This window comes from Salinispora vitiensis (genome assembly GCF_000378825.1).
GTDB classification, from domain to species: Bacteria; Actinomycetota; Actinomycetes; order Mycobacteriales; family Micromonosporaceae; genus Micromonospora; species Micromonospora vitiensis.
Genome location: NZ_KB900388.1, coordinates 1,815,634 through 1,835,922, shown reverse-complemented (window position 1 = coordinate 1,835,922; position 20,289 = coordinate 1,815,634). Strand labels below are relative to the sequence as shown.

General features: G+C 70.3%; 8 protein-coding genes. 2 read left to right on the top strand and 6 right to left on the bottom strand.

Annotated features, from left to right (window positions below; genetic code table 11):
* From SALPAC2_RS27830 to SALPAC2_RS0108470, 3 genes are all read right to left on the bottom strand, one after another.
* On the bottom strand, positions 1–2,380 hold a 2,380-nt coding region (locus SALPAC2_RS27830; protein ID WP_223874890.1), incomplete at its 3' end, for a midas domain-containing protein.
* Between the two features lie 343 nt (positions 2,381–2,723).
* The gene (locus tag SALPAC2_RS0108475) at positions 2,724–4,394 is read right to left on the bottom strand and encodes a right-handed parallel beta-helix repeat-containing protein (protein WP_018216229.1); all 1,671 of its coding nucleotides are present in this window, start codon (positions 4,392–4,394) and stop codon (positions 2,724–2,726) included.
* 282 nt (positions 4,395–4,676) lie between these two features.
* The gene (locus tag SALPAC2_RS0108470; protein WP_018216228.1) at positions 4,677–6,155 is read right to left on the bottom strand and encodes an aminopeptidase P family protein; all 1,479 of its coding nucleotides are present in this window, start codon (positions 6,153–6,155) and stop codon (positions 4,677–4,679) included.
* 120 nt (positions 6,156–6,275) lie between these two features.
* On the opposite strand from SALPAC2_RS0108470, the gene asnB reads away from it, so the two are divergent.
* Entirely contained in the window at positions 6,276–8,237 is a 1,962-nt protein-coding gene (gene asnB / locus SALPAC2_RS0108465; RefSeq protein WP_018216227.1) for an asparagine synthase (glutamine-hydrolyzing), read from the top strand.
* Between the two features lie 130 nt (positions 8,238–8,367).
* Here the strand turns inward: asnB and SALPAC2_RS0108460 are convergent, their stop codons facing one another.
* From SALPAC2_RS0108460 to SALPAC2_RS0108450, 3 genes are all read right to left on the bottom strand, one after another.
* Positions 8,368–15,507: a type I polyketide synthase gene (locus tag SALPAC2_RS0108460; RefSeq protein WP_026184541.1), complete on the bottom strand. Its 7,140-nt coding sequence runs from the start codon at positions 15,505–15,507 to the stop codon at positions 8,368–8,370.
* An 89-nt stretch (positions 15,508–15,596) separates the two neighbouring features.
* Positions 15,597–16,454, bottom strand: coding sequence for a methyltransferase domain-containing protein (locus SALPAC2_RS0108455; protein WP_018216226.1), 858 nt, complete (start codon positions 16,452–16,454; stop codon positions 15,597–15,599).
* Positions 16,455–16,477: 23 nt separating this feature from the next.
* On the bottom strand, positions 16,478–18,970 hold the full coding sequence (locus tag SALPAC2_RS0108450; protein ID WP_018216225.1) for a lantibiotic dehydratase: 2,493 nt from the start codon (positions 18,968–18,970) through the stop codon (positions 16,478–16,480).
* Positions 18,971–19,071: 101 nt separating this feature from the next.
* Here SALPAC2_RS0108450 and SALPAC2_RS0108445 point away from each other — a divergent pair, with 101 nt between their 5' ends.
* The gene (locus SALPAC2_RS0108445; RefSeq protein WP_018216224.1) at positions 19,072–20,280 is read left to right on the top strand and encodes a M20 family metallopeptidase; all 1,209 of its coding nucleotides are present in this window, start codon (positions 19,072–19,074) and stop codon (positions 20,278–20,280) included.
* Positions 20,281–20,289 lie beyond the last annotated feature (9 nt).

Genomic DNA, 20,289 nt, shown 5'->3' with positions numbered 1-20,289 from the left:
TCCACTCGGCGGCTGGTGCGCCGACGGTGGCGTCCCCACTGGCGGCGCCGCTCTGGTTCCAGCTGGCGGCGTCGTCGTTGGTGGTGTTGTCGCTGGCGGCGCCGTTCTGGTTCCAGCTGGCGGCGTCGTCGTTGGTGGTGTTGTCGCTGGCGGCGCCGTTCTGGTTCCAGCTGGCGGCGTCGTCGTTGGTGGTGTTGTCGCTGGCGGCGCCGTTCTGGTTCCAGCTGGCGGCGTCGTCGTTGGTGGTGTTGTCGCTGGCGGCGCCGTTCTGGTTCCAGCTGGCGGCGTCGTCGTTGGTGGTGTTGTCGCTGGCGGCGCCGTTCTGGTTCCAGCTGGCGGCGCCGTTTTCGTTGGTGACGGCGACGTCCATGCTTGCGTCGTCGGTGGCGACGGTCTCGTCCGTGGCGGTGGCGTCGTCGGTGGCGACGGTCTCGTCCGTGGCGGTGGCGTCGTCGGTGGCGACGGTCTCGTCCGTGGCGGTGGCGTCGTCGGTGGCGACGGTCTCGTCCGTGGCGGTGGCGTCGTCGGTGGCGACGGTCTCGTCCGTGGCGGTGGCGTCGTCGGTGGCGACGGTCTCGTCCGTGGCGGTGGCGTCGTCGGTGGCGACGGTCTCGTCCGTGGCGGTGGCGTCGTCGGTGGCGACGGTCTCGTCCGTGGCGGTGGCGTCGTCCGTGGCGACGGTCTCGTCCGTGGCGGTGGCGTCGTCGGTGGCGACGGTCTCGTCCGTGGCGGTGGCGTCGTCGGTGGCGACGGTCTCGTCCGTGGCGGTGGCGTCGTCGGTGGCGACGGTCTCGTCCGTGGCGGGGGCGTCGTCGGTGGCGACGGTCTCGTCCGTGGCGGTGGCGTCGTCGGTGGCGACGGTCTCGTCCGTGGCGGTGGCGTCGTCGGTGGCGACGGTCTCGTCCGTGGCGGTGGCGTCGTCGGTGGCGACGGTCTCGTCCGTGGCGGTGGCGTCGTCGGTGGCGACGGTCTCGTCCGTGGCGGTGGCGTCGTCGGTGGCGACGGTCTCGTCCGTGGCGGTGGCGTCGTCGGTGGCGACGGTCTCGTCCGTGGCGGTGGCGTCGTCGGTGGCGACGGTCTCGTCCGTGGCGGTGGCGTCGTCGGTGACGGCGGTCTCGTCCGTGGCGGTGGCGTCGTCGGTGACGGCGGTCTCGTCCGTGGCGGTGGCGTCGTCGGTGGCGACGGTCTCGTCCGTGGCGGTGGCGTCGTCGGTGACGGCGGTCTCGTCCGTGGCGGTGGCGTCGTCGGTGACGGCGGTCTCGTCCGTGGCGGTGGCGTCGTCGGTGGCGACGGTCTCGTCCGTGGCGGTGGCGTCGTCGGTGGCGACGGTCTCGTCCGTGGCGGTGGCGTCGTCGGTGGCGACGGTCTCGTCCGTGGCGGTGGCGTCGTCGGTGGCGACGGTCTCGTCCGTGGCGGTGGCGTCGTCGGTGGCGACGGTCTCGTCCGTGACGGTGGCGTCGTCGGTGACGGCGGCCTCGTCCGTGGCGGTGGCCTCGGTGACGACGGCCTCGTCGGTGACGACGGCCTCGTCCGTGGTGGCGTCCCCGTTAGCGCTGGCGTCTCCGGTCATCGCGTCGCCTGACCACTGTGCTGGTCCTGCTGCGTCGACGGGGGTCTCCGTGTTCGCCGTGGGGTTGGCCGTGGCCGCCGGGGTCGTGGTGTCGGCTCCCGCCGCCTGCGGCTCGCCCTGGAACAGCGGTAGGTACGGCTGGCCTGCCTTTGCAGCCTCTCCCGCCGCGACCGAGTTCGAGAAGCGTGACCACACCGCCTCGGGGCTGTTTGCACCCCGTTCTTCCGCAAGGGTTTTACCGCCCTTGATGGTCAGGCCCTGGGCCTTCAGGTGTCCGCCCCGGCCGACGTTGAGGATTCGGAAGAAGTCGGCCTGGCTGTCCCGGGCGATCTCGGTGTTCTGCCCGATAAGCGTGATCGGTTCCTTGATGATCGGCAGGCCGTTGCCATAGCCGTCGGAACGGGTCAGCGTGTAGGTGCAGTCCTTCGCCAGCTTGAGTACGCCACCCTGGTTACTGTTGGCGTGAATGATCGCCTGGATCAGCTTGTCGGTCTTGCAGGGCACCTCCTTCCCGTGCTTCTTCCCGGTGTTCTCCTTGTTCTTGCTGCTGTCCCAGTTTCCCCTGTGGTTGGCTTCCCAGTCGCCCTCGCCGCCCGCGCCTCGGTCGTCGGCTGCCTGCTCGTTTGTGGTGATCTGAGTGGTGTTCCAGGCCAGGTCCCGGGCGCCAGCTCCGGCCCCGGTGAACCCAACTGCGGCGATGCTGACCACGCCGGTGAGGCCGGCGACGCCGCTGGCGAGCCAGAGTTTGCGTCGTCGTTTCGACGCGGCCTCCGGGCCGGTGGCGTTGTTTGGATCTTGGTAGTTGGACATTGGAGCTCTCTACCCTCTCCTCATACCAGACAGGGGCGCCTCGCTCGAGGGCGAGTGTCCCTACTACAAATCGGTTGTAGCTCCCAGAAACACCGTATGGGAATGATTCTCACCTCGAGGGCTTTTATGAAAGAAGCCCACATTCGGCTTGCGGCAGGACGGATCGGGACGTCAGTAGCGATTACGTGCAGACACACCGTGAGCCGCTCTATGTGATCTAGAACGTGCGAGTGGATATACCGCCCGGGCGGTGCGATCCGGCGCGGTCGGTCAGATGCGGGGCTCCTCCGGCCGCACCCGGCCGGAGGAGCCCGATCTATGTGGTGGTGCACTCAGGGGTGACTCATCCGAAGCAGCGTTTCGGAACGACCGGGCTGCCAATGCAGTTCGTCGGCCGGTTCTTCTTGACCGCGGACTTCTCGTCGATCTTGACACCGTTGTTCGTCGTGAAGATGCCGCCCGGCGGTGTGGTGGCGAAGTTCTCGGTCACCATGCTCTGGATCAGGGAGACCTGGCCGTAGGCGTTGACGACGCCACCGCCTACCGCGAAGGGGCCGACCGCCCGGTTGCCGACGACTTCGCTCTTCCGCAGGGTCACGGAGGCATTTACGTTGAACAGGCCAGCGCCGCCCGCGCCTTCAGCCACGTTCTCCTTGAGTACGCTCTCCTCCACCACCGCGGTGGAGTTGTTGGCTACCGCGAGGCCGCCCCCAACGTCCGTGGCGACATTCCGCTCGATCTTTACCTGCTCCAGGTACAACCTGGACTTGTCGACACCGAGCACGCCGCCGGCATCCCGCCCTGCGGTGTTGTCCGTGACCTCGCTACGGGTAACACTCGTGTTGCCGGAGCGGTCGAGGATGCCGCCGGCCAGACCCCGGGTCTGGTTGTGGCTGATCGTGCTACTCCATACCCAGACGGTGCCTCCCTTGGCGCCGGGCTTGAACGAGCCGTTGGCGAAGCCGCCGCCACCATGGCGAGCGTTGTTCTGTTCGATCTTCGACCGTTCGATCCGTAGGATGCCGGTGCTGAAGACGCCGCCGCCGAACTCGGTGGCGCTGTTGTGTTCGACCGCGGAGTCCCGGATGGTGGTCGTGCCGTAGTTGGCGACACCACCGCCGTTGCGGCCGTGGTTCAGCACGATCGAGCTCTTCTCGATGTCGGCCTTGCCGCCACGTTGGACCAGGATTCCCGCGCCGTCGTCGTCGCCGTAGCGGCTGACCGCCGTGCTGGTGGTGGTTGATCCAGCTACCGCCTGCTCGGTTGCCTGAGTAGCGTCTGGCGTCATGGAGAGGTCGAGCGGTGGCAGCGCCTCGGGCGTTGAGTAAGCCCAGCGGGGCGTGGTCTGTCCGCCCTTGACGGTAATGCCCTTGAGGGTCAGGTGGCCGTCCTGCCCGACGTTGAAGATCCGGAAGTGCGCGGCGTTGGCGGCCCGCGCGATCGTCGTGTCGTAGCCGTCGAGAACGATCGGTTCCTTGATAACCGGCAGTCCGTTACCGTGCTCGCTTCGGGTCAGCTCGTAGGTGCAACCCTTGGCGAGCGTCAGCACGCCGCCGCGGTTCTGGTTGGCGTGGACGATTGCTTGGATCAGCTTGTCGCTGTTGCACGGGACAGCTTTCGCGTGGTCCGCAGGCTTCCGGTGCTCCTTTTGGCCGCTGCTGTCGCCGCCGCCCCACTGGCCCTGGCCTTGGCTGTCGCCGCCCCACTGGCCTTGGCCGCTGCTGTCGTCGCCCCACTGGCCCTGGCCTTGGCTGTCGCTGACCGCGCCGCCCTCGGCGGGAATGGTCTCAGCGGGGTCGGCATCGTTGACCTTCTGTTGGATGTTGGCCTGCGTCTCCGCCCGGCTGGCGTCTTCGGCCGTGTCGTTGTCTCGGGCGGCGACCCCACCGAGGGCGGCCAACCCGACGACACCGGTCAGGCCAACGACACCGGCGGCGACCCACAGTGGCCGCCGTCCCCGGTTCGGGGGGTCGGCGTTGTTCCCGCCGTAAGGAGTTGATACGTCAATGGACATCAGAGCATTCCGCCCTTTCGACTACCAGACGGTCCGCACCGAACGAAGGTGGCGCGAACTGCTACAAAACGGTTGCAGCCTCCGATGACCACCGTATGGGAAGATGTTTCATGGAGGGGATGTATCCGAAAAATCCCCGCATTTGGCTCATCTTGGGGCGGCTAGCGCAGCTGGCGCCGGTCGGCTCCAAAAGGGGTCACCTAAACGAAGGGCCCCGCCGCTGGGCCGGTGACCGTCCGGTCACCGGCCCAGCGGCGGGGCCGAAGCTTGGTCGTCGAGGGGTTAGCCCGGCAGTCGCGGACCTGCCTCCCGCTGCTCAGCCAGCCAGGCTTCCACGTCGCCAGCGGTCCGGGGGAGTCCGGCGGAGAGGTTTACCGTGCCGTTCGCCGTGACCAGGACATCGTCCTCGATCCGGATGCCGATGCCGCGCAGCTCCTCCGGCACCAACTCGTCCTCGGGCTGGAAGTACAGGCCCGGCTCGACGGTGAGCACATAACCCTCGCCTAGGGCGCCGTCGCGGTACGCCTCACTGCGCGAGTTCGCGCAGTCGTGTACATCGATGCCGAGCATGTGCCCGAAGCCGTGCAGGGTCCACCGTCGGTAAACCGCCGACCTCTCGTCCATCGCCTCGTCCACGCTGACCGGTAGTAGGCCCAGTTCAGCCAGACCTTCGGCGAGAACCCGCATGCAGGTTAGGTGCACCTCCTTGAACGCCACGCCCGGCCGGATGAACTCGATGCCGGCCTGCTGCGCGGCGTACACGATGTCGTAGATCTGACGCTGTAGCGCGGTGAACCGGCCACTAACCGGGAGCACCCGGGTCACGTCGGCGGTGTAGAGGTGGTTGTTCTCCACCCCCATGTCCATCAGCAGCAGGTCACCCGGGCGGGTGGTGCCGTGGTTGTGCACCCAGTGCAGGATCGTGGCGTGCTCGCTGGCGCCGACAATCGAGCCGTAACCGATGTCGTTCCCGTCATGTCGGGCCCGCAGCGCGAAGATGCCCTCGAGCAGCCGCTCGGAAACTCCCCGGTCGGCCGGGAGCGCCCGGGCCGCATCCTCGAAACCGCGAACCGTGGCATCCACCGCGTCCTGGAGCTGAGCGATCTCCCACTCGTCCTTGACCAGCCGTAGCTCGGAGATCGCGCTGGCCAGCTCCTGGTCGCGGGGCGGCTGTCCCCGCTCCCGCCGGCCGTCGTACGGGCGCAGGGCCGCGTCGACCCGGGCGTCGAAGCCGCGCAGCACTCGGGTTCGGGCCGGGGCGAGGTCGGCCAGGGCGGCGTCCAGGTCCGCGAGGTCGGCGGTGGGCATGCCCAACTCACTCGACTTCTCCGCAAGGGTCGGTCGCCGGCCGAGCCACAGCTCGCCGTGCCGACTCCGGAAGAATTCGTCGGTCTGCCGGGACGCGTGGGGCCGCAGGTAGAGGAGGGGCTCATGTCCGGAGCCGGTCGGACGGAGTACGAGCACGCTGTCCGGTTCGTAGTCGCCGGTTAGGTATGCGAAGTCGCTGCCGGGACGGAACCGGTGGGCGGTGTCGTTGGCGCGTACCTGCTCGCCGCCCGTGGGGATTACCAGGGTCTCGCCCGGGAAGGCCGCGGAGAGGGCCGCCCGGCGCTTGGCGTGGTTGGGCGCCGCCGGGCGCGGTACGACCGGTAGCGCGCTGTCCCGCCAGCCCTGCCGCATGAACGCCAGGAGCGCCGCCGGGAATTTTGGATCATGCGACTCCGTGCCCCCTGGATCGCGGTGAATACGTTCCTCGGTCATCTCCGCTCCCTTCGCGTTGTCGCTGGTCCCGACGGTATCCGACGTGGCTGGGCCAGCGGCTGAGGCCGGTTGCGTAGACGGCCGCTACGGCAGTGACAGGGGCGTGGAAAGATGAAGACCATGTGCGGACTCCTGGCCTTCTTCAGCGCGCGCGGGGATGCCGCGGCTCACCGCGACCACATCGCCAACGCGTTGGAGTGCCTGCACCATCGCGGCCCGGACGAGACCGGGGTGGAAGTGGTCGGCGACGCATCCGGCCAGTACGTGGACGGCGTCTTCGCCCACAAGCGGCTGGCGATTATCGATGTGGCGTCCAGTCAGGAGCCGCTGCCCTACGCGAACGGGCGCTACCTGCTGACCTTCAACGGCGAGATCTACAACTACATCGAGCTGCGGGAGGAGCTGGCCCGCGACTTCGGGACGCAGTTCGCCACCTCCGGTGATGGGGAGGTGATCGTCGCCGGCTACCACCACTGGGGTGAGCAGGTGCTCACCCGGCTGCGGGGAATGTTCGCCTTCGTGATCTGGGACCGGCAGGAGCGGCGTGCCTTCGGTGCGCGCGACTACTTCGGGATCAAGCCGCTGCACTACCTGGAGACGGCCGACGGCCTCTACCTCGCCTCGGAGAAGAAAGCCCTGCTGCCGTTCGCGCCGGCCAACTACCAGGGTGACGCCGGCATCGACACGGCCAGCCTCAGCCACTATCTGACGTTGCAGTACGTGCCGGAGCCCGGCACCCTGCACCAGGGAATCCGCCGAATCGGCTCGGGGGAGTACCTGACCTGGTCGCCGGGCGGTCGAATCGACGTCCGCCGGTGGTATCAGCCGATGTTCCGGCCGGCTCCGGTGCCGGACGAGCAGAAGCTCTACCACGAGATCCGGGAGACGTTGCGGGACAGCGTCCGGATTCACATGCGGTCGGATGTCCCGGTCGGTTCGTTCCTCTCCAGCGGGATCGACTCCACCGCGGTGGTGGCGCTGGCCCGGGAGTTCAACCCGAACATTCTGACCTTCACGGTCGGCTACGACGTGCCCGGCTACTCGGAGATTGACGTGGCCCAGGAGTCGGCCCGCCACCTCGATGTCACCACCATTCCCACCAAGATCGGGCCGCAGGACATGATGGCGGCGCTGCCGAAGATCGTCTGGCACCTGGACGACCCGGTCGCCGACCCGGCCCTGGTGCCGCTCTACTTCGTGGCGCGTAAGGCCGCCGAACACGTCACGGTGGTGCTCTCCGGTGAGGGCGCCGACGAGTTCTTCGGCGGCTACACCATCTACCGGGAACCGCTCTCGCTGAGCTCGGTCAACGGGTTGCCCGACGGCGTGCAGAAGGGGCTGCGGGCGGTGTCGAAGGCGATCCCGCAGGGGGTCAAGGGCAAGAGCTTCCTGGAACGCGGCACCACCCCGATCGAGGAACGCTACTACGGCAACGCCCGGATGTTCACCGAGGAGGAGAAGCAGCACCTGCTACGCCGCTATGACCCCTCGGTGCGCTACACCGACATCACCGCCCCGATCTACGCCGAGTGCACCGAACTCGACGACGTCACCAAGATGCAGTACGTGGACCTCTACACCTGGCTGCGCGGCGACATCCTGGTCAAGGCCGACCGGATCTCGATGGCGAATTCGCTGGAGGTACGGGTGCCCTTCCTGGACCGGGCGGTCTTCGACGTGGCGTCGAAGATCCCGGTCGAACTGCGGCTGCCCCCACGCTCCGACGCCACCAAGTACGCGATGCGCCAGGCGCTGCAGGGGGTGGTCCCGCCGGCCATCGTGAACCGTCGGAAGCTGGGCTTCCCGACTCCGACCCGGGTGTGGCTGCGGGGGGAGATGTACGAGTGGGCCCGGCACATGCTGGCCACCTCCGGCGCCGGTGACCTGATCGACCTGCCGTACGCGCTGCGGCTGCTCGATGAGCACAAGCGGGAGGAGGCCGACAACTCCCGCAAGGTCTGGACGGTGCTGATCTTCTGCATCTGGCACGCGATTTTCGTCGCCAAGACGCTGGACCCGGGCATCCAGCGCAACCCTTCGGCCCTGCTGACGAAGCCGGTTGTCGGCAGCATGGTCCGCTGAGCGGACCGCGGAGTGTCGGGCCGACCGCCCGGGCTTAGCCCCGTGCGGGCCCGGATTCTCCGGGCTCGTCGGGGCGGCTTCACGAGCCGCCCCGACGCCCCTCCCGGGCCGAGCTGACCCCAGTGAGATCTCAGTAGGACAGCCCGGGGCAGTACACCCCGCCCTCCGGTGTGGTGTAGCTGCCCAGCGAGATCAGGGTCTCCAGGCGGAGCAGCGAGACCCCTCGGGTGCGGGCGGCCCAGCTGAGTAGGCCCGGTGCCAGCCGGCCCGGGATGCGCAGCCGGGGGGCCAGGCCGTTGGGGTCCTGGCGGCGCATCAGCTCACCTGCCCCGGCGTACAGCGCCCGCGCCGCCGCCTCCGACGTGGCGATCAGGTGGCCCAGGTCGGCCAGGCCGGTGGTGTAGCCGGAGAGCTCACCGGTGGACTTGTCCAGCACCACGTACGGCATCGACCATTCGAAGGCCCGCTTGGCTGCCATGTGGATCTCACTGTCCCGGGAATGTCCGTTGATTTTGCGGTACAGCGTTTGGCAGCCCGGAACATCCGCCTCGGTCATGGGACGCACCTCGAAGCCCGCCATGTTGCCGGGGGTCGGCGGGGCGTACCCCACCATCAGGGAGAGCTGTTCCTGCGGCACAAAGCCGAGCGATGAGTACAGCCGGTAGCCCCACGTGTTGTTGGTAACCTGGACGCCACGCACGGAGGGCCAGCCAAGCCGGTCACTGGCGGCGATCATCGACTCCATCAGCTTCCGGCCCACCCCGCCTCCCTGCGTGTCAGGGGCGACGCTCAACGGTCCGATGGCGGCCACCTCCTCACCCAGCACCAGGAAGTTGGAGCCCACCACCGAGCCCGTCGCATCGACCGCGACCTCAGACACGCAGCTCGGTGCGGCGAGTCGTCCCTGGAGCATCTCCAGCACCGCCTGCTCGGAGGACCATTCCGGTGGTAGCCCCAGCGCGGCGTTGGTGTCCTCGAATGCCTGATAGCAGATCTGGGCCAACCGCGGCAGGTCGGCGGTGGTCGCCGGGCGGATGTGGAGGCGACCGCCAGCGGAAGCCGCCGCCGGGTGTGCGCCCGGCTGCGGGAAGTAGCCCACCCGGACGAAGAAGTCGACGTACTTCTCGAACAGGTCCTGGGTCATGGGCGGGCAGTCGATGCCGGTCCCGGCCAGCAGGGCGCGGGTCTCGGCGGTGTCGACCGTCAGGTAATGGTTACGTCCGCTGTAGATGGTGGACTCGAAGCCGTCGATCATCGCCACCATGGTGTTCTCGGGGTTGGATCGCACCCGCCTGACCCAGGGGTCCCAGCCCAACTCGTCAAGGCGGTAGCCGCGCGCCCGCAGCGCGCCCATCATCTCGGCGAACGGCAGATGCGTGTGGTTGGCGAGGTGGTGGTTGTGGTTGACGGCGGCCGGGTTCCGGGACAACCCCAGGATCGCCGAGCTGACGTAGTCGACGGGCACGAGGTGGAAGATGCCGGCCGGGTCGGCCGGAACCGCCTCCGCCTGCAGGATGCCCTTCATGCTGAGCCACACGAAGTCGTGCCGTTGGCAGCGGCCCAGCTCCGAGTCGCCGGAGATCTCATCGACCCGGTAGATCGACACCGGTAGCCCGCGTTCCCGGGCGATCTCGATGATCTGCTCCGCGACCAGCTTGGTCTGTCGGTACCCGGAGGAGAGAGCGGCGGCGGGCCCCGGCGGGTCGGACGATTTCAGGGCGACCCCGGGTACGACCTCGGCGGAGAAGACACCCGTTGACGACACATGGTGGACCGGAACGCTGCGATGCCGGGCGGCCAGCCGCAGTATCTCCTCGGTGCCGGTCACGTTCGCCGCCTTCAGCGAGGCGTAGGGGTAGAGACTGTTGACGGTGGCAGCCGCGTGGTAGACCGCGTCGACCCGGCGGGACAGCTCGTCGTACCGCTGCGTCGACAGGCCGAACCCAGGGGCGGCCAGGTCGCCGACCACCACGGACAACCTGCTCGGATCGATCTCGTCCCAGAGTTGATACCACTCGAGGTTGTCCCGCAGCCGGTCCAGTGCCGGCTTCTCGTCGGTGGACCGAACGAGGCAGTGCACCACGGCGTTCGTGCTCCGCATCAGGTCGCGGAGCAGGAACGCGCCGAGGAAGCCGGTCGCACCGGTGAGGAGGACCTCGCGGGGCTCAGCGGCGGCGGTGAGCACCTCATCCGCGCAGACGATGTCCGCGGCCAGGGTTACCTCGGCGGCGAAGTCCACCCGCTCCTCGTCGTCGTCGGCTGCGCGGAGCACCCGGCCCAGCAGGTGATCGGCGAGGACTGCCACGGTGGGGTATTCGAAGACCAGCGAGGCAGGGAGGTTGACCCCACTGAGGTCGCGGATCTGGTTGCGCAGCTCCACCGCCGTGAGGGAGTCGAAGCCCAGATCCAGCAGGGACTCGTCCGGGTCGAGCTCGTCCGGGTCGGCGTGACCGAGTACGGCGGCGACCAGAGTCTTGACGGTCTGGACCAGCTCCAGGAACTGCTCCTCCTCGTCCAGCGCGCCGAGTCGAGCCGCGAGCATGGCGCCCGCCGACTGCGTGCCGCCCGCCGCCGGTGTGGCACCAGCGGACGGCATGGTGTCGGTTGACCGCCGGGTGACCCCTGGGAGGCGGGGCGAGTCAGCCCCATTGAGCAACTCGCGGGGGGCCGGGCTCGCGCTGGCGGGCGACGGTACGGCGGCCGGGGGGAGCCAGTAGCGCCGTCGTTGGAACGGGTAGGTGGGCAGGTCGACCTCGGGTCCGCCGGTTGGTGGGAAGAAACCCTCCCACTCCACCGGGAGGCCGAGGGCGTGCAGGGCGCCCAGCGCAGCGACCTCGGCGCCGGACCGGCCGCGACGGCCCAACGACACCGCGTGGTGCTCGTCCGCACCGAGGGTCTCCCGCACCAGCGCGGTCAGTACCCCGTCCGGACCGAGCTCGACGAAGGTGTCGGTCCCCTGCCTACGGATCGCGTCCACCGCTGGTGCGAAGCGAACCGGCTGGCGGAGTTGCCCGACCCAGTAGTCCGGGGTGAGTAGTTCCGCACCTGCGGCCGCGCCGGTGACGGTGGAGACGATGGGAATGGTCGGTCGCCGGTAGGTCAGCGACTCGGCGACGACACGGAAGTCGTCCAGGACGGGATCCATGTGCGCAGAGTGGAAAGCGTGGCTCACCCGGAGGCGGGTGGCCCGACGGCCGTGCTCGGCCAACCGGGCGGCGAGCGCGGTCACAGCCTCCTCGTCGCCCGAGACGACGACCGACCGGGGGGCGTTGATCGCGGCGATTCCGATCCGCCCCTCCTCCCCGGCGAGCAGGGGCAGGAGCTCCTCCTCGGTGGCTTTGACCGCGAGCATCGCCCCGCCCGGGGGCAGTGCCTGCATCAGGGCGCCCCGGGCGTTGACCAGGCGGGCCGCGTCCGGCAGCGAGAGCACCCCGGCCACGTGCGCCGCGGTGAGCTCGCCGATGGAGTGCCCGGCGAGCACGCTCGGGTGCACCCCCCAAGAACGCAGCAGGGCGAACTGGGCGACCTCCAGCGCGAAGAGGGCCGGCTGGGCGAGACCGGTTTGGTGGATCGACTCGTCGTCCGTCGCCTCGGCGGGCGTCAGCAGGGCCGACCGTACCTCCGGTGTCAGATGACGGCAGACCTCGTCCAGCGTGTCGGCGAAGACGTCGAAGCTGTCGTAGAGGTGCCGGCCCATGCCCTGGTACTGCGCGCCCTGGCCGGTGAAGAGCGCGGCCACGACCCGACCGGGCACCGCCCGTGCCATCGTCAGCGCGGCTGACGGCGTACCCGAGGCGAGGGCCTCCAGGCCGGCCAGGAGTTGCTTGGTCTCCGTACCCACCACGGTCGCCCGATGGTCCAGACTGGCGCGCGAGCGGGCCAGCGCGCGGCCCACGGCCACCGGGCTGAGCTCCGGCGCGGAGCGCGTCATCGAGGCCAGCCGGGCCGCCTGCGTCCGCAGCGCCGCCGGCGACTTGGCGGAGAGCAGCCAGGGCACGACGGCGGGGCTCCGGTGCTCGGCAACGTTCGCCGACACCGGCGGCTCAATCGGGCTCTCCTCCACGATCACGTGGGCGTTGGTGCCGCTGATCCCGAAGGCGGAGACCCCGGCCCGCCGGGGCCGGCCGGTCACCGCCCAGGGTCGGGGCTCGGTCGCCAGGCGTACCTGGCCGGAGGTCCAGTCGACGTGCGGCGATGGTTGGTCGACGTTGAGCGTGGCCGGGAGGGTCTGGTGGCGCATCGCCTGTACGACCTTGATGAGGCCGGCAGCACCGGCGGCCGCCTGGGTGTGGGTGATGTTGGATTTGACGGATCCGAGCCAGACCGGCTGCTCCGGTGCCCGCCCCTGCCCGTAGGTGGCGAGAATCGCCTCGGCTTCGATGGGGTCACCGAGCGCGGTTCCCGTGCCGTGCGCCTCGACCAGGTCGATGTCGGCGGGGCCGAGCCGGGCGGCGGCGAGGGCCTGCCGGATCAACCGCTGCTGGGCCTGGCCGTTGGGGGCGGTGAGTCCGTTCGACGTGCCGTCCTGGTTGACCGCGCTGCCCCGGATGACCGCGAGTACCTTCCGTCCCGCCCGGCGCGCGTCCGAGAGGCGTTCCAGCAGCACGACCCCCGCACCCTCGCCGAAGGCGGTGCCGTCCGAGGCCGCGGCGAACGCCTTGACCCGGCCGTCCGCGGCCAGGCCGCGCTGCCGGCTGAACGTGATCAGATCGTCGGGGGTGGCCATCACCGTGACGCCGCCGGCGAGGGCGAGGCGGGACTCCCCGGAGAGCAGCGACTGACAGGCCAGGTGAAGCGCCACCAACGACGCCGAGCAGGCGGTGTCCACGGTGATGGCCGGACCCTCCAACCCGAGGGTGTACGCGACGCGTCCGGACAGCACACTGCCCGAGGTGGCGAAGCCCAGGTAGCCCTCGTACTCCGAGGCCGCGGTGGCCAGGGAACTGTACGTCTGCCCCTTCGTGCCGATGAAGAGCCCGGTCGGCGAGCCGGCCATCTGGGTGGGATCGATTCCGGCGCGCTCGAACGCCTCCCAGGCGATTTCCAGGAGGATCCGCTGCTGTGGGTCCATCGCGGTGGCCTCCCGCGGGCTGATCCCGAAGAAGGCGGCGTCGAAGCCGGCGGGGTCGGCGAGAAACCCGCCCCGGGTCACATAGCTGGTGCCGAGGTGGTCCGGGTCCGGGTCGATGAGGGTGTCCAGTGGCCAGTTCCGGTCCTCCGGGAGTTCCGAGGTGGCGTCCCGTCCTTCGGCGATCAGCGTCCAGAGCTGGTCTGGATCCTCGACTTCGCCCGGGAAGCGGCAGGCCATCGCGACGATGGCGATCGGCTCGTCGGCGTTGGCCCAGCCGGCCCGCTCCGGGGCAGCGGTGGGTGTGGCCGGTGCGCTCGTTCCGCTCACCTCGGCGACCAGCCGGGCCGTCAAGGCGGTGGGCGTCGGATGGTCGAAGACGATGGTCGCCGGCAGCCGCAGCCCGACTAGCGCGCAGAGCCGCTGACCAACCCCGACGACGGCGAGGGAGCCGAGCCCGAGGTCGACGAAGGGCTGGTCCGGTCGGATCTCACCGGCGGCGTCCAGCCCCACGGTGCGGGCCACCTCGGCGCGAACCAGCTCCAGGACGTTCCGGGTTCGCTCGCTCGGCGGCATCTCCCGCAACTGTGCCGCCCACTCCGTACCGTCGGTCGGCCCGGCCTCGTCGGGCTCGCCACCCGGGGAGGCGATCGCCAGCAGCTGGGGACTCGCCGCCGCCAGCAGGTGTCGGGTGATCTTGCCGGTGCTGGTCCGTGGAACGCGTTCGATGGTGTAGAGCTTCTCCGGAACCTTGAAGAAGGAGAGCAGTCGCCGGCAGTGCGCGAGGACCGCCGCCGCGTCCACCCCCTTAAGGCCCGGCACCAGATAGGCCACCGGGACCTCACCGAGCACATCGTGTGGCTCGGCGCCCACCGCCACGTCGGCGACCCCGGCGGCGGTACGCAGCACCTCCTCCACCTCGACGGGGTGAATGTTCTCGCCCCCACGGATGATCAGCTCCTTGCGCCGGCCGGTCAGGCTCAGGTGTCCCAGTGCGTCCCATCGCCCAAGGTCCCCGGTGCGGTACCAGCCGTCGCGCAGGACCGCGGCGGTGGCATCGGGCTGCCGGTGGTAGCCGAGCATGAGGTTCGGTCCAGCGACCCAAACCTCGCCCTCCTTTCCGGGCGGCACGTCCTGACCGGTGTCCGGGTCGACCAGTCGGATGTCCACGCCGGGCAGCGGCGGCCCGACCGAACCGGGGACCCGCTCCCCGTACGGCCGGTTCGAGGTGATGGCGCCGGTCTCGGAGGACCCGTACTGGTCCACCAGGGGGACACCGAATGCCTCCTCGAAGCGGCTGCCCAGCGCGGCGCCGCTCGCCGATCCCGCCACGAAACCGAGTCGTAGTGCGGAGAGGTCGGTGCTGGCGTCGACGCCCTGGTCCAGCAGGTAGTGGTAGGTGGTCGGCACCCCGGCCAGGAACGTGATGGCCTCGGCGCGCAGGAGGTCGCGGACCTCGGACGGCGCGAAGCCGCTCATCAGCCGCGCACTCGCGCCGACCGCGGTAACCCCGAGTACGCAGAGGTTCTGCCCGAGCCCATGAAACAGCGGCATCGGCCACAACAGACGGTCCTGCTCCGACAGCCCCAGCACCGGTGCATGGCCCGCCGCCACCAGCCACAGCGAACTGCGCAGCGAGTACAGCACCCCTTTGGGTTGGCCGGTGGTCCCGGACGTGTAGAGCATCCACGCCGGGTCGTCCAGCGGGGCCTCGTCCGGGACCGGTCCGCTCGGCTCGGTGCCCATCAGCTCTTCGTAACTCACCGGCGCTGCTGCGGTGTGATCCACCGCCGCGGCCTCGCCGGTGCAGATAATCCGTGCTGCTTGACCCGGGCGGTGCCGCCGGCCCACCTGGTCGAAGCGGGCCGGGTCGCACACGACGACCGTCGGTTCGGCGTCGGCGAGGAGATAGTCGATCTCCGCTGGGGATGCCTGTGGGTTGAGCGGTACCGCGATGCCGCCGGCCCGGATCACCGCGAGGCAGCTCTCCACCGCCTCGACGCTGTTACCCATCAGGATCACGGCTCGCCCACCGGTCGCCAACCCCAGGGCGGCCAGGTGTCCGGCCAGTCGAGCGGTCCGCCGATCGAGGTCGGCATAGCTGACGCCACGCTTACCGTCGGCGAAGGCGATCTTGTCTCCGCGCTGGGTGGCGTGTCCGCCGAGTAGCTCGGACAGCGGTCGGATCAACTCGCTACGCATGTCTTCGTACCTTTCGGCTTCGTACTCTGGGGTGGGTGTGTGCGGACGATGCCGGTTACCGGAGGGCGCCGGTCAGGGGAGGTCGCCGGTCAACGAAGTGCGCGGATCGTCCGGGTCGGGCAGGAGAACTCCAGCGAACCGTCGGAGCCCGCCAGGCTCCGCAACGCGGTCCGGGCCGCATCGGTCGCCTCGGTCCGCCGCTCCGGCGGTACCAGTTCCCACTGCATGCGCGGGGTGACCGTCCAGGTCCAGGCGAGGTAGTCGTCGATCGACTCGAATCGGGACCTCGCTGGTACGTGCTGAATCTCGACATCGGAGAAGCCCGCCGCCAGCACCGCTGCGGCGGTCGACTCCTCGGAGACCAGCGGCCCGCCGAGACCGAGCACCAGCCGCCACGGATCGTCCACGCCCTCCGGGAGATGGGCGGACAGCACCTCGGCCAGAATCTCCGCCGATTCCCAGCCGGCGGCGAGTCGGCCGTTCTCCGTGGGAAAGGTCGTCGCGACCAGCCGTCCACCGCTGCGTAGCGCCGCCGCGGCAGCGGCCAACGCCTGCTGCGGCGCCGGTAGCAGGAACAGCACCATACCGGCGCTGATCGCGTCGAAGGGCTGGTCAACGGTGAAGCTCTGGATATCACCGAGCCGGACCTGGGCCCGGTCGGCCAGCCCGCGGGCCGCCAGGTCGGCCCCACACGCCTCCACCATGCCGGGCGCCTGGTCGATGCCGAGCACGAAACCCTCGGGGCCGACCTGGGCGGCGATGGGAAACAGGCAGGCGCCCCGGCCGCAGCCGAGGTCGAGCACCCGCTCACCCGGGGCGAGCTCCAGCCGGTCGGCGACCATCTTGCCCAGTGGGTGGAAGACGAGTTGGCCGGCGGAGTCGTACTGGTCGGCGGACTTGTCGTAGGCGTCCCGGACCTGCGCGGTAAGGCTGCTCTTCTCGGTCATGATCTTCTCTCTGGTTGTGGTGGTTACGGGTGGTGGGGGACGGCATCGTCCTCGTCCGCGCCGGTCGAGGCCGTCGGTCGTACCACCGCACCGAGGCGGAGCTCGGCGCAGTGCGGCTGGTCGTTGGGGCGCCACCACAGCTGCTCCGGCGTGGGCAGCATCTCGGAGACCACGACGTCGGCCGAGGTGAGACGGGCGAGGTCGAGCACCGCCATCGGGTCAGCGAAGTCGACGTACAGCGGCTTCGGTTCGGCGGGATGTCGGACATAGACGTGGCGCGGCAGCCGGTGCTGCGCCCGGATGCGGTGGAGCGCCAACCACTGCCCGTACGCGTCGTCGGCGCGTTCCGGGAGCCGTACCCGCCACCGGGCGCGTTGCAGCACGACACCGCCGACGACGATGCGTGGCGTGTAGCTGCCGAGGTCGATCGGGACCGGGCCGAGCGCCGGGCGGGAGAGCGCCCGGTGCAGGGTGGAGGAGAGGTCTCCCGGCCACAGCAGCCGACGTTCGCCCTCGATCAGGACGGCGTCTGCCGCGGCGGGGACGTGGGCCTCGGCGATCGGTACCACCTCGGTGCGGTCCTTGCCCGACAGGCCACTGAGTTCGATCGCCACCCCCGGCAGCTCCGGGGTGACGTGGGCGCTGCGGCGGCGGGAGACGATGGTCGCGGCCGTCCGCGGCGACACCGCCTGCTCGACCCGGGCCACGAAGTCCGCCCAGAGCCCGTCCGGATCGCTGTGCAGAGGTCGCTCCAGCCCGCCGAAGATGGAGCTGCAGTCGTCGTGCAGCTCCGAGAGCACCCAGGTGGCGGTGGCGGGGTCCGGGCCGACGACCATCAGGTCGGGGCTGGGCAGGCAGGCGTCGTCCGGGTCGAGGGAGACCAGGTCCCACAACGGGGCGAGGGCGTCGGCGAGTACGTGTGGGTCGAGATCGACGACCGGTGGACGGTCGGCGACCACCGTCAGGTCTCCGACGGCCTTCGTGATCAGCTCGTGCAGGATGGCATCCAGCTGGTCCCGCCGATCGGTTCGGGCGGGGATCTCCCGGGCGGCGAGGGCCGCGAGCGGGGCCGACGTGCCTCGCAGTGCGGTACACAGCGCGTCCCGGGCGTCCTCGCGGGCGAGCAGGGCGGCCAGGAAGGTCAGCGGGAAGGCGGCCTCGGTAACCTGACGGATGCGGTCGACGACGGGCGCGCCGAGGCTGACCTTCTCGCTCAGTGGACTGGATCTGTCCTCGTGGAACAGTTCCCGATCAGCGTAGTGCTGTCCACTGTTGCGGGAGGCGTCCCCACCGGCCCGGGCACTGGCCTGCTGCGCCGCGGCGAGCTGCGGTACGCGGTCCGGCCACCCCGCCTGGGCGTACCTGTTCCGGCAGTCGGCGAGTTCGACAACCGTGGGGGTGGGGTGCTCGTCGGCAAGCCGGGTCAATGCGTGGAGTTCGGTGGCCGGGAGGCGCCAGGGCGAGACGGTCAGCGCCGGCCCCAGCGCCCGTACCAACCGTGCCAGGCGTTCGTCGGACTGGTCTGTCGTGCCGGTGGCGGCCAGTAGGTCGGCCAGGCGGGCTCCGGGGCTGGCCGCCGCCGCCTGCCACAGTGCCAGCGCGGCGGCGGCGACCGTGAAGCGGCGGCCGTCCATAACCCGTTCCAGGACGTGCTCCGGACCCGGTTGGCGGAACAGGGGACTGGGCCAGGCCCGCTGGGTACGCAGTGGAGTCTCGCCGGCGGCCTGCTCGCGGAGCTGTTCGACCAGCCAGGCGCTGGCCTCCACCACGACGCGCTCGGGCCCGGGGGTCCCGACCCGGATTGCCTGGTCCTGTTCCGGGCGCAGGTTGCTGAACAGCACCGGGCCGAAGAAGGAGACGGTCTCGCACTTGGTGGCGAAGCGGCGAAGGTAGCGATGCAGGGTGTCCAGCCGGCGGCGCAGCGCCCGCGGGAGGTCGGCACCCGCCGCCGAGTTGTCCCAGCCGGGGTGCTCCAGCGGCGGCGTCCGCAGCGCGGCGTGGAAGAAGCCCGGGTTCGACACGAACACGGCGTGCCGGAAGGCATCGGAGCTGGCGGCCTGCGCGGTGCGCAGCCGGGCCTGGCGCAGCGCGGCGTCGAACTCCGCGCGGGCCGTTGCCAGGTGCGCGGCGTGCGTGTCGACCAGGGTGTTCCACCGCGAAGCCCACCCTGGCACTCCGGTGGCCGCGAGGATCTCGCTGCCCCGCTCGTCCAGCCGCGCCCCCGCCTCGATCCGCCGGCGACAGCTCTGCAACGCGCGCAGGGATCGCTGGCGGGGCTCGAGCTCCCGGACGGCCTCGCGCGCGGCGGGCCAGTGTTCGTGCAGAAAGTGGACCCGGGCCGCCTCGATCTCCTGCTCCGCGGCGAACACCCGGTCGGCCGCGGGGATGAGGGGCGTGGTGGCGAGCCCCGCCACCAGCTGGACCGGAAAGCCGGTGCTGCGGAGCAGCGCCGACGGTACGGTCTCGACGGTCAACTCTCCCCGCCCGGCCGGCACCGTCCAGGTCAGTGCTGCCATCTCGAGCCTCCTGACTGGTCTCGCTTTCGGCTGCCGGCTCGGGTAGGAACGGAAGGAGCCGGGTACGGCACCGCGGCCCGGCCGGTGCGACGGGAGGGAACATGCCGCGGATGAGGCTCAGCCCCGAGGTCCGGCGTCGGTGTGCCGACGCTGTTGACCAAGCCGAGGACCGCCTGCTCGCCCTGTCGCGTAGCTTGCACGCGGAGCCGGAGACGGCGTTCCGGGAGCATCGCAGCGCGGCCAAGGTGAGCGGTCTGCTGCGCGACGAGGGCTTCGAGGTGGAGCTCGGCGTCGGCGGCCTCGACACCGCCTTCACCGCCCGCTTCGGCGACGGTCCGCTGGTGGTCGGGCTCTGCGCCGAGTACGACGCGCTGCCGGGGCTCGGTCACGCCTGCGGGCACAACATCATCGCCGCGTCCTCGGTCGGCGCGGCCCTGGCGTTGCGGGAGGTCGCGGCGGAGCTCGACCTCACGGTTGTGGTGGTCGGCACGCCCGCTGAGGAGGACGGGGGCGGCAAGATCACTCTGCTGGAGGCCGGGGTCTTCGACGAGGTCTCGATGGCCATGCTGGTCCACCCCGCGCCGGAGGACAACTGCACCCCTCGCCCGCTGGCACTGGTCGAGTTGGAGGTCACCTACACCGGGCGGGAGTCCCACTCCGCGCTCGCACCGCAGCTGGGCGTCAACGCCGCGGACGCGTTGACCATCGCCGAGGTCGCGGTGGGGGTCGGTCGCCAGCACTTCGAGCCGCGCCAGCTGGTGCACGGCATCGTCACCCGTGGCGGTGACGTGCCGAACGTGGTCCCGGCGCACACCCGGGCCCGCTACAACCTCCGGGCGGCCGACATGGAGTCTCTGAGCCGGCTGGAGTCGCGGATCCGGGCCTGCTTCGCCGCGGGCGCCGTCGGCAGCGGCTGCACGCACGAGGTCAGCGCCACCCCCGCCTACGCGGAACTGGTGCACGACCCCTTCCTGTCCGAGGCCTACCGCTCGGCGGCTACCGAGTTGGGCCGCCCGCTGGTCTCCCCTGTGCAGGAGCGGGAGCTGCCCACCGGCAGCACCGACATGGGCAACGTGAGCCGCGCCCTGCCCAGCCTGCATCCGAGCATCGGGATCGACAGCGGTGACGCGGTGAACCACCAGCCTGAGTTCGCCGCGGCCTGTGTGGCCCCCGGTGCTGATCGGGCACTGCTGCAGGGCGCGGTCGCGCTGGCCTGGACCGCCGCCCAGGCCGCCCAGGACCCCTCGGCCCGCCAGCGGCTGTTGGACCTGCACCGGGCGCGCGGTACGTCGACGGCGAGCCCACGGTAGCGGTGGGCG